This window comes from Pseudoalteromonas sp. TB41 (assembly GCF_000497975.1).
Classification (GTDB): Bacteria; Pseudomonadota; Gammaproteobacteria; order Enterobacterales; family Alteromonadaceae; genus Pseudoalteromonas; species Pseudoalteromonas tetraodonis.
Window position 1 is genome coordinate 1 of sequence record NZ_AUTH01000060.1, and the last position, 15,705, is coordinate 15,705.

A 15,705-nucleotide genomic window follows, 5' to 3' on the forward strand; every position below is an offset into this window, starting at 1 on the left:
ACCGCTGACCGCTGACCGCTGACCGCTGACCGCTGACCGCTGACTGCTGACTGCTGACCGCTCAATCATAAGGATTCTCACCCATCGCAATAGCTACACAAAAAATCCGTAAATCCAGCTCTAGCTGATGGTACTGCGGCTCCATATGGCAGCATAATTTATAAAAGCCTTTGTTATGGTCTTTTTCTTTAAAATGCGCGAGTTCGTGCACCACTAATGCTTTTAATAATGGCTCGGGGCCGCGCAGTAAATCGCTGTTTATTGCTAAATCATGCTTGCGGGTTTTACCTTGCATACGGTACGTGTGGGTACCGAGCGCATTGGTAACCATATCACCTTGTTTTTTAAACGCAGCGCGGCCAAATGGCGGGGCGTTTTTTAAATATTGCTTTTTAAGCTCAGTGGCGTAGCTATACAGTAACTTATCACTGGTAATACGATGCGCCTGCGGGTACTTTTTAAGTAAATACTCACTTACCTTTCCTGCTTTTATTAGTCCTAATACTTGCTCAACGATATTGGCAGGGTAGCCGGTAAAGTAACGTGCGTATTCACTCATTATTGTCTCTGTATTTTGAATTTATTTTTAAAAAAGTGCTTGCTGGTGGGCTTCTTTTTCGCCACTAAATGGATTGAGTACGTTGTGATTATACCCCAAATCTTGGCAAAACTGGCGAGCCAGTAAGGGTGCTTCGCGGTTATCAGCGGTATGAAAAAACACATAGGGGCTTTTGCCCTCATCGAGCCACTGGGTTACTTTGCTAAGCCAAGGCTGATAAAAGGTCTTATAATCGTTTTCTAAATCAGCAATAACGAAGCGCGCCATAGGCTGCGAGCCCGTAGCAATAGCGTGCACTGGTAAGTGGGGCTTTTTTTGTTGGGCGTCTATTAGCGCTTCGGTGGTTGGCTTTACCGCAAAGAGCGCCCGAGTATCCATAGCAATTCGATTTATATTGTGTGCCATTAAAAGCTGATTAAGTGCGATTTCGGCCTCACCTTTTTTAAAAAAATCAGGGTGGCGTACCTCAACCCCATAGTTTAGCTCTTTAGGAAGTAAATCTATAAAAGCGGCAAGCTTAGCTAAATGTTGTGGCGCAAACGCTTTAGGTAATTGCAGCATTATTTGCCCTGTTTTTTCAAATAGAGGGCCGAATAAATTAAGCCAATTAGTTAGCTCATGTTGCACGTTAGTAAGTTGGAGTTCGTGACTAAAGCGCCGATGAAACTTAAAGGTAAATTTAAACTCATCAGGTACACTCGCAGCCCAGCGTAATACAGTGTCAGGCGAGGGGTCGGCGTAAAAGCTAGTATTACCCTCTACCGAATTAAAATACTGCGCATATTCGCTAAGCATATCGGCATTTTTACACTGGCGTGAAAATAAATTTCCTTTCCATGCGTTGCTCGACCACTGCGGGCATCCAATATAAAGCATACAAACAAAAGCCTTGTTATAAAGTGCTTGTAGTGTAACAAATAACAAAACGGTGCGCTGTAAATTCAACCCCGAAAGGTAAACACGCCCTAGCATCTTCAACCGACTTGGGTATAATGCAGGGCTTAATTTGATTATTTTGAATTGCTAGCGGTTTTATTTTCATTTTGGTGTTTATAAAAACTTTTAAAACAACGGTGTTTAACCGCTATATGCCTTTTATCTGACAGGAAAACTATGCGCTCTATATACTGCGGACAGCTAAATAAAACTCACGTAGATCAGGAAGTTGAACTATGTGGCTGGATCAACAAACGACGTGACCTTGGTGGACTTATCTTTGTCGATTTACGTGATAGAGAAGGTTTAGTACAAGTTGTATTCGATCCGGAAGTTGAAGGACTAATGGAAACAGCTAACAAACTTCGTCAAGAATTTTGTGTTCAGTTAAAAGGGATTGTACGCGCTCGCCCAGATAGCCAAGTAAATAAAGACATGGCAACCGGCGAAGTAGAAATTTTAGGCACGGGTTTAACGATTATTAACCGCTCTGAGCCTATGCCACTTGATTTTAACCAAGTGAACTCAGAAGAGCGTCGTTTAAAATACCGTTACTTAGATTTACGTCGTTTAGAAATGAGCGACCGCATTAAATTACGTGCTAAAGCAAGCAGCTTTGTACGTCGCTTTTTAGATGAAAATGGCTTTTTAGATATCGAAACGCCAGTGCTAACTAAAGCAACGCCTGAAGGTGCTCGCGATTACTTAGTACCGAGTCGTGTTCATAAAGGTAGCTTTTACGCATTACCACAGTCACCACAGTTGTTTAAGCAATTGTTGATGATGTCGGGTTTTGACCGTTACTACCAAATTGTTAAATGTTTCCGTGATGAAGACTTACGTGCTGACCGTCAACCTGAATTTACTCAAATAGATTTAGAAACCTCGTTCATGAGCTCTAATCAAGTACGTGGTATGACAGAGAAAATGATCCGTGAAATGTGGCAGTCATTACTAAATGTTGATTTAGGTGATTTCCCAATTATGCCTTACTCTGAGGCAATGAGCCTATATGGTTCTGATAAGCCAGACTTACGTAACCCAATGAAGCTTATTGATGTAGCCGATTTAGTAAAAGACGTAGAATTTAAAGTATTCTCAGGCCCAGCAAACGATGAAAAAGGCCGTGTTGCAGTACTAACGGTACCAGGTGGCGCATCACTTTCTCGTAAGCAACTAGATGATTACACTAAGTTTATCGGTATTTACGGTGCTAAAGGTTTAGCATGGATGAAAGTAAATGACCGTGATGCAGGCGTTGAGGGCGTGCAATCGCCAATCGCTAAATTCTTAAATGAAGATGTGATCACGCAGTTACTTGAACGTACTAATGCACAAACAGGCGATATCATTTTATTTGGTGCGGATAAACGCAACACCGTAAATGAAGCCATGGGCGCACTTCGTTTAAAAATTGGTATTGATTTAGAAATCACTAATTTAGATAGCTGGGCACCACTTTGGGTTGTTGACTTCCCAATGTTTGAAGAAGATGACGAAGGCACATTACACGCCGTTCACCATCCATTTACTGCTCCAAAAGATATTAGTGCCAGTGAGCTTGAAGCAAACCCAGCAGCGGCTATTTCAGATGCTTACGATATGGTATTAAACGGCTATGAAGTGGGCGGTGGCTCGGTACGTATTCACAATGCAGATATGCAAGAAGCAGCATTTAGAATTTTAGGTATTGAAGCGCAAGAGCAGCAAGATAAATTTGGCTTCTTACTTGATGCACTTAAATACGGCACACCACCGCATGCTGGTTTAGCGTTCGGTTTAGACCGTTTAGTTATGTTGCTATGTGGTACTGATAACATTCGTGACGTTATTGCTTTCCCTAAAACCACACAAGCATCGTGTTTATTAACCGATGCTCCTAGCAAAGCAAACAGCGATTCGCTGACAGAGCTTGCAATTAGTGTAGTTGAGAAAGAATTACCAAGCGCAGAATAAAGCTAGCTTTTAGTTAGATCAAAACCCCTTAGGCTAAATACCTAAGGGGTTTTTTGTTTTGCATAACCCAATTTAGGTGCTTTATTTTTATGAGCGAGTTATTTAAAGAAAGTCATTATTTCCATCAGTCATTTTCAAACTTTACAGCAAATGAAAAGCGCTTTAGCGATATTTCTGATGAAGAAATATTCTCTTTTAAGACAATCATCTTTTATGAACATAATGGTGTTAGCACATGCTGTTAAAAAGAAAATTTTCAGGAAGTTATCAGTTCAAGTTTATTACTCATGTTACTAAACCAAGAACAAAAAAATATATTAACTTGAATCGGGGAGCTGCTTTGATCAAAGGTGAAACTAAAAAATAACTATTAAAGCACCTTTATAATATTAGGCTTATTATAAAGGTGCTAGATAGGAGAGTGGAGCAATAGTAATTGCTTAATTTATGCAAGATCTAACAGGATATGTGATCAAAAGAAAGATGCCAGATTAGCTGTTGTTTAAGCTAATTTGCAATTTTATATGTTTTTGTTATGTTCACTTTTTAACAAGGATGTTAGTAATATAAATATGGAGTCTTTCCTGCTTTGTCAGCTAACGGTAACTTGGAGGTTCGCTGATGTCATTTTCTGAAATATTGAGAAAGATCAATAATCATATTGGTACTCATAAAGTCCATTTATGTCCCAAAGTAAAAGGCCGTTTAGTTAATAACGGAACTCCTCTTGCTAATGTAAAAATATCAAGAACACTTAGTTATTCTGATGGTAAATACACAAAAGATGAGTGTTTTACAGATAGCAATGGCGCATTTGAAATGCCAGAAATGAGCTTAAGATCCAGCCAACCTGCTTTGCTAATAGCTGAAAGATTTACTTCTCAGAGGATATTTGCACATTATGAAAATGATGTTTTCTTATTATGGTCAAGTGAGAATTCAGGTATAAACACGAAACCTGCATACGCAAAGAAGTTACGGACCTTAAATGGTGATATTTCTGACGAAGAAATCTTATTCTCTTTTAAGGATAATGATCTTTTTCATGAATATAAAGGCATTAGTATATGCCGTTGGAAAGAAAATTTTCAAGAAGTTAACAATGATGATCTATACAAGTTTATTGGTCATGATAGCTAAACCAGAATAAAAAATATATCAACTTGAATGGGGGCTGTTTTTGTCAAAGGCGAAACTTAAAAGGTAACTATTAAAGAACCTTTATAATATGAAGCAAACTAAACACTTGTTAGATAGGAGAGTGGAGCAATAGTAGTTGCTTAATTTATGCAAGATCTCACAGGATATGTGATCAAAAGAAAGATGCAAGAGTAGCTGTTATTTTAGCTAATTTGCAATTTTACATTTTTTTGTTATATTGCTTTTTTTACATGGATGTTGGCAATATAAATATGGAATATTTCCTACTTTGTCAGCTAACGGTAACTTTAAGGTTTGCTGATGTCATTTTCTGAAATATTAAGAAAGATCAATAATCATATTGGTACTCACAAAGTACATTTATGTCCCGAAGTGAAAGGCCGTTTAGTTAATAATGGTGCGCCTCTTGCCAATGTAAGAATATTAAGAACACTTAGTTATTCTGATGGTAAATACACAAAAGATGAGTGTTTTACAGATAGCAATGGCGAATTTGAAATGCCAGAAATGAGCTTGAGATCCAGTCAGCCTGCTTTGCTAATAGCAGAGAAAATAAGATGGCAGGAAATTACAGCTCAATACGGTGGCGACAACTTTATATTATGGTCAAGTAACCCTAGTGGAATTTCTGTTATTCAAGAGTATGTCGATAAGTTGAACTCGTTGAATGGCGACATTATTAATGAGGAAGTTTTTTTTTCTTTTAAAGGTACATCGTGTCAGAATTCGTACTGTGCAAAAAGTATCTGTCGATGGGACGACGATTTTGTTTTAATAGATCTTGAAGCCGATTTTGAACGGATGATAAGCGGAATTTTATAATAAGGATATTGGAATGAGTACAAATATGAATGTATTAACACCGGAGTTAGCAGCATTGTTTGCTTCGGTAGCTTATGATGTAAACCGTAACGGCGGAACTCAAACAAGTCTCTACCATAGTAGGTTGGCAGTAGGGTTTTCTTTTGAAAGTGATAATTTGCAAGCAATTAGTGGCAGTGTTTTAGAAAGAATATTTAAACATACAACTCCTTTCGGCTGTATAGCAAAAGGCAAACGAGGGCCATTTGAAGGTGACTTTGTAATAGCCTTAAGAGGGACGGAAAAGAAGCGTGATGTTATTACTGATTTACACTGTGGTGTGAATACATGCGCTAATGGGCAACCTGTTCATGCTGGATTTAATAACACTTTTAATTCATTAAAGCAGCAGCTTGAAGATTACTTCAAATTAGCCGCTTCGCAATCAAAAACAGGTCTAAATATTCATGTTGTTGGTCATAGCTTAGGAGGTGCGTTAGCTAATCTAGCTACAAACTGGTTAAAGAAACACTTTAACGCTAATGTAAAACTATATACCTTTGGTGCACCTAGAGTGGGGTATCCAAGCTTTGCACTAAAAACCGTTTATGCGACCGATAATGGTATCTATCGTTGTGTCCATGCAGGTGACCCAGTTCCGCTAGTGCCTGTATGGCCTTTTGTGCATACCGAGGATGAATACATATTGCATGGTGCACCGACGATAACACCAAAAGCTCACAGTATGACGGAAGAAACACCAGGGTATTTACATACTGCTAGTTGCTTTAAGAGCTATGCTGCAATCAATAAAGGGAAGGAATCTAGATTAAGACGACAAGTAAAACTTGATTATGATAAGCGCTTGCAGGCTAGGCCCACAACTCGTTGGGCAAGAACAATTGGCGAAGCAATTATAACTCATTTACATGCGTCAGGCAGATTACATGCGATACAAGCTGATATTTCAAATACCCTTACGGTTTACGATAAAATTGCAAAAGTGTTAGCAGACAGTATTGATATATCAAAAGGTAACGCCGAAGATGTAAGAGGTATTTTGGGGCACATTCTCTCATTTTGTGGATTACCCTTTAAAGCCATTGAATTAACTTACAAGTTTATAAGGAGTACTTTAACTCTAATGATAAACACCTTGACCAGTATGGCAAAACTAGCACTCAAAGGTTTATAGCACGGTGCTTGGTGTGGAAGTTAAGTAAGGCAGGTATTGATTGGCAGCTTTAATTGCAAGCAGTTCACACACATCTGCATGTATTACTGTTGCTTCGGTTACGAAGACCAATCAGCACAATAAGCTGTAGTAACTGCAAATTTAACTGCAATTATTATCGATGAAATACAATTGCAGTTTAGCCGCAAGAGCTTACGGCTAATACGTTATTATATTTACTATTAGCAAGCAGGGCCATTTTTGTTGCGCGCGCTAGCAAGTGCGCGAGCTATGCTCAGTAGCTCAGGCGAAATATCATCCGCGCCATCTTTAATTAGTTTAGTTACATCACCTGATGAATATAAACTATCACGCGGTGATTTAATCCCAAGCTCTCTCACAAAGTCTTTGGTTTTACCTGTACTGCCGGTTTCAATAAACTTAAAAATAATACGTTCGTTGTTACTTTTCGGCTCGGCTTGTAACACTTTAATTTCTTCTTGGTAGGCTTCAATTCTACTTTGTAGAATGTCGATGCGTTGTTCAATGCTGCTGTATGATTTCATGAATGGATTCTTTTGCGATAATAGTAAAACAATAATCGCTATTATCGCACAAATTAGTAAAGGAGCGTGCTAACCTTTATAATAAAAATTAATACTAGTTAAAAATATATAGATAATACAATGAAATGCATGTTAAAAATTATAAAAAAGCGTTTAATATTAAGTGCGCTGACTTTAAGCACTGCGCTATTTGCATCATCAAGTTATGCCCAAGACGATGTAGTGATTGATGATAGTCGTAATCGCTCTATACCTGTAAATATTACCCTACCAACTAACCACCTTAAGTGCAGCGCGCAAGTCAAATGCCCAGTGGTATTTATAAATGCGGGGTATGGCATTAGCCACAATGAATACACTTTTGCGAGTAAGTTATTTAATGCGCAAGACTATTTAAGCATCGCGGTAGCACATGAGCTTAAAAGTGACCCTGCACTTAATGGTGCGCAGCCATACCTGACTACCCGTATGGAAAATTGGCACCGGGGTGTTGTAACACTCAAGTTTTTAGTCAACGAGCTAAGTGTTAAATACCCTGAGTATGAGTTTACAAAACTCACTTTATTTGGTCACTCAAATGGTGGAGATATCTCAGCCTTGTATGCAGCTATTTACCCAAATGAAGTAAGCCAATTAATTACGCTCGATCACCGCCGCATGTTATTGCCACGCAATAAAAACATACATGTGCTCACACTTCGAGGTAGTGATTACCCAGCCGATGCGAACGTGCTTTTAACCGACCAAGAGTTAACGGTTTATCCCGTTACGCAAACGTTTATAGCAGAATCACGCCACAACGATATGTACGATGGCGGGCCTAAATGGCTGGTGGATAGAATGAGTAAAGAGGTAGCGGCGTTTTTAGATAATTAGCTAAGATATATATCAAGCCAACATTATGCTGGCTTGATATATAAAGGTTTAAGCTGACGCAGAATTTTTAGTGCGATCAAACAAAGCATGTATATTATTGCAGGTTACCCTTGGGGTGTAGCAAACTGCTTTATTGGTTGTTCCTTTATTTCCATATCTTCTGTAGGAATTGTTAAAAGTGAATAGTTTGTTCTAATTGTGATGATATCGGCAAATTTACCATTAATGTACAAATTTACAAATGGGGTAAGTGTTCCCACCAGATACCTCTTACCTGGATCTAATGCAAACCTCTTTTCTATGCCTTTTAGTTCAATAAATTTGACTTCTAGGGGCTCGAATTCTAATGATGACAATTGCTTGTAGGCGCGTCTGCGTCCCTGTATGGGTTGCTCTGACATACCTGTATCTAAGTTATTCTCTTTTAAATCGTAATAACTATTTTCTTCAAATACATACATCGAGTTTAAATCGATTCCTTGCTTATTAAAAGCGAGAGAGCTTAGCTTAACTTTATATGGTGTTGTGTTAGCTAATCTGATATTCGTTATACACTTAGTATCTATATGACAAAAAGTGAAAGAGGAGGTAGCGATAGGACTTTCGATAGCTTCTTCATTAGCAAACGATGAGTAACTAATCAAACAAAATATAGTAATAATAATTCTTTTCATTGGGCTGCTCGTACTGCACTTTCAAATGCGTATGAAGAGGATAAAATTTCTTTTCTATCTTGGGCGCTTTGGTTTATTCGTGCGTTTCGAGCGATTATATTAAGCTCTTTCATAGCTGTTCTAGCGTTATATGCTGTATCTTCAGAAGTCCATACCGCGTGACTAAACTCGTGAACGATAGTATCAACTTTTCTGTCAGTTCCTACTTCGAAAAAGCTCTTACCAAACCCTATAATTCCATATCTATCATAATAAGTAGCATCTCCAAACCCTGTGCATTTATAAAGTTTATGAGGGGTTAAAAGCATTGAGCCGATAAGGTTTATTATTTTGCGTGCTTGGCGAATTAGAAATGTTCGTGTTGCCTCAAAATTAATTGAATTAATAAAACCATATTGTTTCATAATTGATTCGAATTTTTCTTTTTTCTTTTCATCTAAGTTAGCAGGGTTGTGTAATATATTAATAAAAGTTGTTAATGCTTTTGGGGTAATTAGCATAGCTATTTCAATTTGTTTTAGTTCAGATAAAGTTAACTCGATACCTGTTTTGTTTGTTACTTCGTAAATTGAAAAGTTATTGCGCTCATAGTAAGTATTTTTATTCATACTATTTATACCTATCCTTGGTTATATAATTTTACTAACAAACTACTAGAATTGTACCTATTATTCAACCTCTATATTTTATCTCAGATTGTGAGGTTGCTTCATTGAACATCTAAGATAGCGCAGCCACAGCTGCGCTATCTTAGATGTTCTTTAGTCACTCCACTAATTCACTCACCACCAAAGGGCTATTATGTAGCGTTTTATGCACAGGGCATTTATCGGCTATTTCGAGTAATCGATTTCGCTGAGCGTCAGTTAAATCTCCTTGTAAGGTTATTTTGCGGGTAATGGCCTCTAGATTGCCGGTTTTTTCGCAATCATCACAATCTTGGTTGTAATTGCGGGTATGGTTAAGCTCTACTTTTATATGCTCTAGCGGTAACTCTTTGCGACTTGCATACATGCGAAGTGTCATTGCAGTACACGCTCCAAGCCCAGCGAGTAAATGATCATAAGGGTCTGGGCCTAAGTTTTTACCACCAACATCAGTAGGCTCATCAGCAAGCCATGTATGGTTTTTAGTACTCACGTGCTGAGTGAATTGATGATCTTTTTCTTCAACTAATACACTGCCGTTAGTTAATTTTGCACTATAGGGTGTTTTCTCGTATTTAACATAGCGATTAGCCCACGTAGCAATGACATCGGCTGCGTAGTTAGCGTCTTCTTTATTGCTGAGTAAGTGATCGGCATTATCTAAACTTATAAAGCTTTTTGGATGCTTGGCAGCGGCGTAAATTTTTTCGGCTTCACTAATATTCACGGTGGCATCAATAGGAGAGTGCATAACCAACAAAGCACGCTTAAGCTTGCCTATATGGCTGTTATCGTATTTGGCGATGTCATCTATAAATTGCTTTTTAATCGTAAACTCACGCCCAGCTAAACACACTTTTGCTTCACCCGATTGGTTTATTTCATCTAAATGAGCAGCAAAGTTATGAGTAACATGCTGGGCATCTGATGGCGCGCCTATAGTCGTAATAGCTGACACTTCGGGTATATGCTCTGCTGCTGCAAGCACCGCAGCACCACCTAAGCTGTGACCTATTAATAACTGAGGTGCTTTAAAGTGTGTTCTTAAGTGATTGGCAGCAGCCACTAAGTCTTGAATGTTTGATGAAAAGTTACTGTTGGCAAAGTCACCGTCGCTATTACCAAGCCCTGTAAAATCAAAGCGTAATACAGCAATGCCTTGCTGAGTGAGTGCGCGGCTTATTCGTGTTGCAGCCGCTACATCTTTAGAGCAGGTAAAACAGTGGGCAAATAAGGCATAAAATTTCACCTCACCAGAGGGCTGTTCAAGTTGTCCAGCAAGTTCTAATTCACCGCTTTTAAAAGAGACTTTTTGTCGCATGGGAATACCTTAACTAATTGATAAAGTGTGTGGTGCTGATAAATAAGAGATTGGTACGGTGGGATGAAAATTCAATATTGGCATTATTTTGATCTCGATCAAGCTAGAAAGGGCTTGCCAATTGAGTGCGGACATATGTCCTTATAATTTCAAAGGGGTTTGTCTATCCTCGCACAGCATAAAAATGCAGCCTTTATTACTTGAATTAAGTAGTTAAGCTATATTTGAATGTAATACCAGTTTGCATAAACCTGTGATTAATTTAATGTATTAAGTCGTTGTTTATCGTCGTTTAAAAAACCTTATCTAGAACAAGTAGATATAATTTTTTTGCGTAGTTAGCATGTAATATTTAGTTAATTTAATGGATCTTTACTCAAGCGAATTGGTAAATGGCTTCTAACAACCTACTTACTGGAATGTACCATGCAATTACCCACAGTTGATTATAAAGCGGACGATGCGGCTGCGCAATTTGTTGAATCGTTGAGAAATACTGGTTTTGGCGTATTAAAAAACCATCCTATTCCGCAATCTTTAGTTGAGTCTATTTATAAAAATTGGCAAGACTTTTTTAACTCAGAGCAGAAGCATGAGTTTTTATTTTCAAAAGAAACGCAAGATGGCTATTTTCCACCGTCGGTATCAGAAGTTGCTAAAGGCCATACAGTAAAAGACATTAAAGAGTACTTTCATGTTTATCCTAAAGGCCGTGTTCCTGCTCAATTAGAAGCTGATGTGCGTGAGTACTACCGTTTAGCTAATGAATTTGCGGCAACATTATTAAGCTGGGTTCAGGCTGAAGCGCCTGAAGAAGTCCGTGCTAAGTTCTCTATCGATTTAAAAGATATGATTGCCCAGTCTGAGCAAACGTTGTTGCGTATTTTACATTACCCGCCAATGACAGGTGATGAAGAGCCAGGTGCTATTCGTGCTGCTGCGCACGGTGATATTAACTTATTAACCGTATTGCCAGCGTCAAACGAGCCAGGTTTACAAGTACAAAAAACCGATGGCGGTTGGTTAGATGTGCCATGTGATTTTGGTAGTTTAATTATTAATATTGGTGACATGCTACAAGAAGCATCAGGTGGCTATTTCCCATCAACGATTCACCGTGTAATTAATCCATCAGGTAAAGCAACAACCAAATCACGTATTTCATTACCTTTGTTTTTGCATCCTCGTCCAGATGTGGTGTTATCTGAACGCTACACAGCAGATAGCTACTTACAAGAGCGTTTACGTGAGCTAGGTGTAAAATAATCCTTTAGCATATGTAATGCTCAGGTAAATAAAAAGCGGCTGTTTAGCCGCTTTTTTAGTATTTGTGTGTATTGATTTGACACAAAGTAAATAATGGCATGCATTCTGAGCTACTAAAGGTATAATGCGCGCAACTGGCCACTTTGGCCTAATTTGAAATAGAGAGTTTATATGAGTTTTGATGGTTTAGGTTTATCACAGTCTTTAGTTAATGCGGTTTTAGAAAAGGGCTATGAAACGCCAACGCCTATTCAGGCTCAAGCTATCCCAGCAATTATTGCGCGTCGCGATGTAATGGCCGCAGCACAAACAGGTACCGGTAAAACCGCTGGTTTTACTTTGCCACTAATTGAGCGTTTATCGTCGGGCACTAAAGCAAAAAGTAATCATGTACGTGCGCTTATTTTAACGCCAACCCGAGAGCTTGCGTTGCAAGTAAGCGAAAACGTTGAAGAATACGCTAAGCATTCTGATGTGAGTTCGTTTGTGGTTTACGGTGGTGTAAAAATTAACCCACAAATGCAGCGCCTGCGTAAAGGGGTTGATATTTTAGTGGCCACACCTGGGCGCTTAATTGATTTACACAATCAAAACGCGGTTAAATTTGATAGCGTTGAAGTACTGGTTTTAGATGAAGCCGACCGTATGTTAGACATGGGCTTTATCCACGACATTAAACGCTTAATTGCAAAAATGCCTGAAAAACGTCAAAACTTAATGTTCTCAGCAACCTTTTCTGACGACATTCGTGCATTGGCCAAAGAGTTAATTAACGATCCGGTTGAAATTTCAGTCGCTGCCAAAAACACGACTGCTAAAAGCGTGACTCAATGCGTGTACGCAGTAGATAAAGCGCGTAAAACGGCCTTATTAAGCCATTTAATTCGTAGCAACAATTGGCAACAAGTACTGGTATTTAGCCGTACTAAACACGGTGCTAACCGTTTAGTTAAGCAACTGGAACGTGATGATATTGTTGGCGCAGCAATCCATGGTAATAAATCTCAGGGCGCACGTGTTAAAGCATTGGAAGGCTTTAAAAGTGGTGAAGTGCGCGTATTAGTGGCAACCGATATTGTTGCCCGTGGTTTAGATATTGTTGAGCTTCCACACGTAGTTAACTACGACTTACCTAATGTATATGAAGATTATGTTCACCGTATTGGCCGAACTGGTCGTGCGGGTGCATCAGGGCATGCCATTTCGTTTGTAACGGTCGACGATGCAGTGGATTTATACGGTATTGAACGCTTTATTGGCGAGTTAATTCCTCGTGCTGAAGAAGAAGGCTTTGAACCGGCTAACCCTGTTGCTGAGCGCGCCCTCGATGCTCGCCCACTGCCTGCTAAAAAGCCAAAGAAAAAACAACCATTTAATAAGCCTAAATCTGATAGCAGCAAACCTAATAGCAAAAAGCCTAACAATGGTGGCAATGGTACAGGCCCACGTCGTGGTGGCTCTAAAAAGCCAGCAGCAAAAACAGACGAGAATGCACAAAACCCTTGGGCAAAGCGTCAATCGGTAGGGGGCACTGGTCAGCGCCGTCGTCGTCCAGCAAATAACGACTAATTGTCACTGCGTTTAGTTAAACGCAGCTGCAAAAAAAGCGCTAGCTTTAAGGTTAGCGCTTTTTTTGTTTTTAATTTATCAGTAAGTAATTAATGCCTAGGCCAACAAACAGCGTAACGCTAACACTCAGTAACGTGCCTAGCATCACATATTCCGTGAGTTGTTTATCTTTACTGGCACTTAAGTCGCCAAATCTAAACACGGATTTGGCGGCAATTAAAAACCCAAGCCCAGCAAACTGATCTAATAAAATAAATGTCAGCATAAGTACTCGTTCGAGCATACCAATACTTTGTCCTGCTAAAGGGAGGCTACCATCACTAGAAAAGTGATTAGTTAAACGCTCTAACATCATTCTTATAAATACCGCACTGGGACTTAAAATAATAAGGTAACCAGTTATAACCCACAGCACTTTTTCGTTGAACAATAACGCCATAAAATTGTTAGTAAATTGCTGATTATCAGTGAGCCAAATGCTTATCACAACAAGGACGGTGATATGGGCAATTTGGTCTAATAAAAAAGGCACCACGCCTTTATTTGAATACGATTTTGCAATATCAATAAAGTAGTGGCTGATCATAATAATACTGGTGGCCAGTAATACGCTGCTTAGTTGTTGCCAGCCAAAGCTATATTCCCAAAGTGCAACAACGACAGCGCTGGTAACTCCGTGAATCAATACATGGTAGTAAAGTTTTTTTGCTTTAAAATGACGGGTGTTTCTGTCGTTTACCCAGCTCATGGGTTGCCAATAAAAATCAGCGAGTAAGTGGCCAATAATCAGTGCAACGAGTAATAGTGAAAATTCCATTAGTCATGTCCTTGCTGTATGCTTTTAAGCTGTTGTTGTGCATGTAAAATAAATCGTTCTATCAGCTGATAGTTAGCAAGATTAAGCAGCTTAGTAACGTTTTCTCGGCTGGTGTTGAGCTCATTAGCTAAGGCTGCATGGTTGTTATTAGTATGGGTTAAATATACATACAAAGCATTTGCTTGTTTTTGGGTTATTTTACACAGTAATACATCGACAAACGCTAGGTTTAGCTTAAAGCTCTCATCAACTGGTTGTTTTGCAATAGCAAATGTAAAGCGCTGGTTTGTCATTTTATCTAGCTCATGACCAGAGAGAGTAAACGCAGAGCCTGTAGCGGTTTTTATACTCGTACCAGGGTTATCTATGTGTCCCAATGCCATGCTTTGACGCAATTCATAGCCGGCAGATTTGAGCTGTAGATAGATAAGAATAGCGGTGGTAACTAACCGTTCACTTTTTTCTACTTGCAGCTGAAATGCATCCCCACGGTAAATATCCCAAGATGTTGTTTTATTACAATTTGCACGTAAACTTTGCTCTAGCTGATAAAGCATGGCATCGTATTGTTGTTTAGGTATTTTTTGCGATTTAATTATATCGCCGCTGATCACACCAATCATATAAATCCAGATAGATTATTTATATGTAACTAATTTTGGTTACATCTTAAAATGTAACCGTATTTGGTTACATTGGGTTTGGTAACTAATTTAGGTTACTTAACACGCAATTGCAAGTATTACTCATTAGGACATAATAATGACCTCACAACAAAGCAGTAAACCTCGTGTAGGTATTTTTGTCGATGTACAAAATATTTATTACACCTGTCGCGAGAGCTACGGTAAAAACTTTGATTACAATGCCTTTTGGCGAATGATAGAGCAACAATACGATATTAAATGTGCGTTTGCTTATGCAATATACCGAGGTGATGAAAAGCAAAATCAGTTTCAAAATATTTTGCGCGCTATTGGCTTTGAAGTAAAACTAAAACCCTTTATTCAACGCCGTGACGGCAGTGCCAAAGGCGATTGGGATGTAGGTATAACCATAGATATGTTAGAGCAGGGAAAGCAGCTTGATAAGGTTATTTTACTCTCGGGTGACGGTGACTTTGCGTTATTACTTGGGCACTTAAAAAATCAATACAATGTTCCGTGTGATGTATACGGTGCTGATAAATTAACCGCAGAGGTACTTAAGCAAAGTGCTGAGCAATTTCATTTAATTGACAATCAGTTACTACTTTAAAAAGTATAAGCGCTGCGTTGGTTCGGTGTATTTTTGAGCAGAATGCCCACCTTCAACATGAGCATTTTTAATACAGCGGGTGCATAGATTAATTAAGCCTAATTTAGGCTTTTTTTATGGCGGTA

At 38.9% G+C, this 15,705-nt stretch carries 16 protein-coding genes; 8 read left to right on the top strand and 8 right to left on the bottom strand.

What is annotated here, in order from left to right:
- Positions 1-61: 61 nt before the first annotated feature.
- Both L641_RS0108090 and L641_RS0108095 read right to left on the bottom strand, forming a co-directional pair.
- Positions 62-559, bottom strand: a complete 498-nt coding sequence (locus L641_RS0108090; RefSeq protein ID WP_024601626.1) for a YgjP-like metallopeptidase domain-containing protein — start codon at positions 557-559, stop codon at positions 62-64.
- A gap of 27 nt (positions 560-586) precedes the next feature.
- Positions 587-1,435 carry a DUF72 domain-containing protein gene (locus L641_RS0108095; RefSeq protein ID WP_024601627.1) on the bottom strand — a complete coding sequence of 283 codons (849 nt, stop codon included), beginning with the start codon at positions 1,433-1,435 and terminating at the stop codon, positions 587-589.
- 237 nt (positions 1,436-1,672) lie between these two features.
- On the opposite strand from L641_RS0108095, the gene aspS reads away from it, so the two are divergent.
- The 4 genes from aspS (at position 1,673) to L641_RS0108125 (ending at position 6,608) form a co-directional block, all read left to right on the top strand.
- Entirely contained in the window at positions 1,673-3,451 is a 1,779-nt protein-coding gene (gene aspS / locus L641_RS0108100) for an aspartate--tRNA ligase (RefSeq protein ID WP_024601628.1), read from the top strand.
- 621 nt (positions 3,452-4,072) lie between these two features.
- Positions 4,073-4,591: a DUF6795 domain-containing protein gene (locus tag L641_RS0108115; protein ID WP_024601629.1), complete on the top strand. Its 519-nt coding sequence runs from the start codon at positions 4,073-4,075 to the stop codon at positions 4,589-4,591.
- A 321-nt stretch (positions 4,592-4,912) separates the two neighbouring features.
- Positions 4,913-5,434, top strand: coding sequence for a DUF6795 domain-containing protein (locus tag L641_RS0108120; protein ID WP_024601630.1), 522 nt, complete (start codon positions 4,913-4,915; stop codon positions 5,432-5,434).
- Between the two features lie 13 nt (positions 5,435-5,447).
- Positions 5,448-6,608: a lipase family protein gene (locus tag L641_RS0108125; protein WP_235190299.1), complete on the top strand. Its 1,161-nt coding sequence runs from the start codon at positions 5,448-5,450 to the stop codon at positions 6,606-6,608.
- Positions 6,609-6,829: 221 nt separating this feature from the next.
- Here the strand turns inward: L641_RS0108125 and L641_RS0108130 are convergent, their stop codons facing one another.
- Complete coding sequence (locus L641_RS0108130; protein WP_008111621.1) at positions 6,830-7,153, bottom strand: hypothetical protein; 324 nt, start codon at positions 7,151-7,153, stop codon at positions 6,830-6,832.
- A gap of 129 nt (positions 7,154-7,282) precedes the next feature.
- Here L641_RS0108130 and L641_RS0108135 point away from each other — a divergent pair, with 129 nt between their 5' ends.
- Positions 7,283-8,029, top strand: a complete 747-nt coding sequence (locus tag L641_RS0108135) for an alpha/beta hydrolase (RefSeq protein WP_024601632.1) — start codon at positions 7,283-7,285, stop codon at positions 8,027-8,029.
- 104 nt (positions 8,030-8,133) lie between these two features.
- Here the strand turns inward: L641_RS0108135 and L641_RS0108140 are convergent, their stop codons facing one another.
- The 3 genes from L641_RS0108140 to L641_RS0108150 all read right to left on the bottom strand — a co-directional run bounded on the left by L641_RS0108140 (position 8,134) and on the right by L641_RS0108150 (position 10,671).
- Positions 8,134-8,703 carry a hypothetical protein gene (locus tag L641_RS0108140; RefSeq protein WP_024601633.1) on the bottom strand — a complete coding sequence of 190 codons (570 nt, stop codon included), beginning with the start codon at positions 8,701-8,703 and terminating at the stop codon, positions 8,134-8,136.
- Entirely contained in the window at positions 8,700-9,311 is a 612-nt protein-coding gene (locus L641_RS0108145; RefSeq protein WP_024601634.1) for a hypothetical protein, read from the bottom strand. The genes L641_RS0108140 and L641_RS0108145 overlap by 4 nt, the downstream gene beginning before the upstream one ends.
- A 157-nt stretch (positions 9,312-9,468) precedes the next feature.
- Positions 9,469-10,671, bottom strand: a complete 1,203-nt coding sequence (locus L641_RS0108150; protein ID WP_013464576.1) for a bifunctional alpha/beta hydrolase/OsmC family protein — start codon at positions 10,669-10,671, stop codon at positions 9,469-9,471.
- Between the two features lie 426 nt (positions 10,672-11,097).
- Between L641_RS0108150 and L641_RS0108155 the strand changes: the two genes are divergently transcribed.
- Positions 11,098-11,937 carry a 2OG-Fe(II) oxygenase family protein gene (locus L641_RS0108155; protein WP_013464577.1) on the top strand — a complete coding sequence of 280 codons (840 nt, stop codon included), beginning with the start codon at positions 11,098-11,100 and terminating at the stop codon, positions 11,935-11,937.
- Between the two features lie 171 nt (positions 11,938-12,108).
- Entirely contained in the window at positions 12,109-13,506 is a 1,398-nt protein-coding gene (locus L641_RS0108160; RefSeq protein ID WP_024601635.1) for a DEAD/DEAH box helicase, read from the top strand.
- A gap of 70 nt (positions 13,507-13,576) precedes the next feature.
- Here the strand turns inward: L641_RS0108160 and L641_RS0108165 are convergent, their stop codons facing one another.
- Together L641_RS0108165 and L641_RS0108170 are read right to left on the bottom strand one after the other, a co-directional pair.
- Positions 13,577-14,323, bottom strand: a complete 747-nt coding sequence (locus tag L641_RS0108165; RefSeq protein WP_024601636.1) for a DUF3307 domain-containing protein — start codon at positions 14,321-14,323, stop codon at positions 13,577-13,579.
- Positions 14,323-14,946 (bottom strand): hypothetical protein, encoded by a 624-nt coding sequence (locus L641_RS0108170; protein ID WP_013464581.1) that lies wholly within the window; start codon positions 14,944-14,946, stop codon positions 14,323-14,325. The genes L641_RS0108165 and L641_RS0108170 overlap by 1 nt, the downstream gene beginning before the upstream one ends.
- Before the next feature lie 139 nt (positions 14,947-15,085).
- On the opposite strand from L641_RS0108170, the gene L641_RS0108175 reads away from it, so the two are divergent.
- A complete protein-coding gene (locus L641_RS0108175) occupies positions 15,086-15,580 on the top strand; it encodes an NYN domain-containing protein (protein ID WP_024601637.1) in 495 nt (164 codons plus the stop codon).
- The last annotated feature ends 125 nt before the right edge of the window (positions 15,581-15,705 follow it).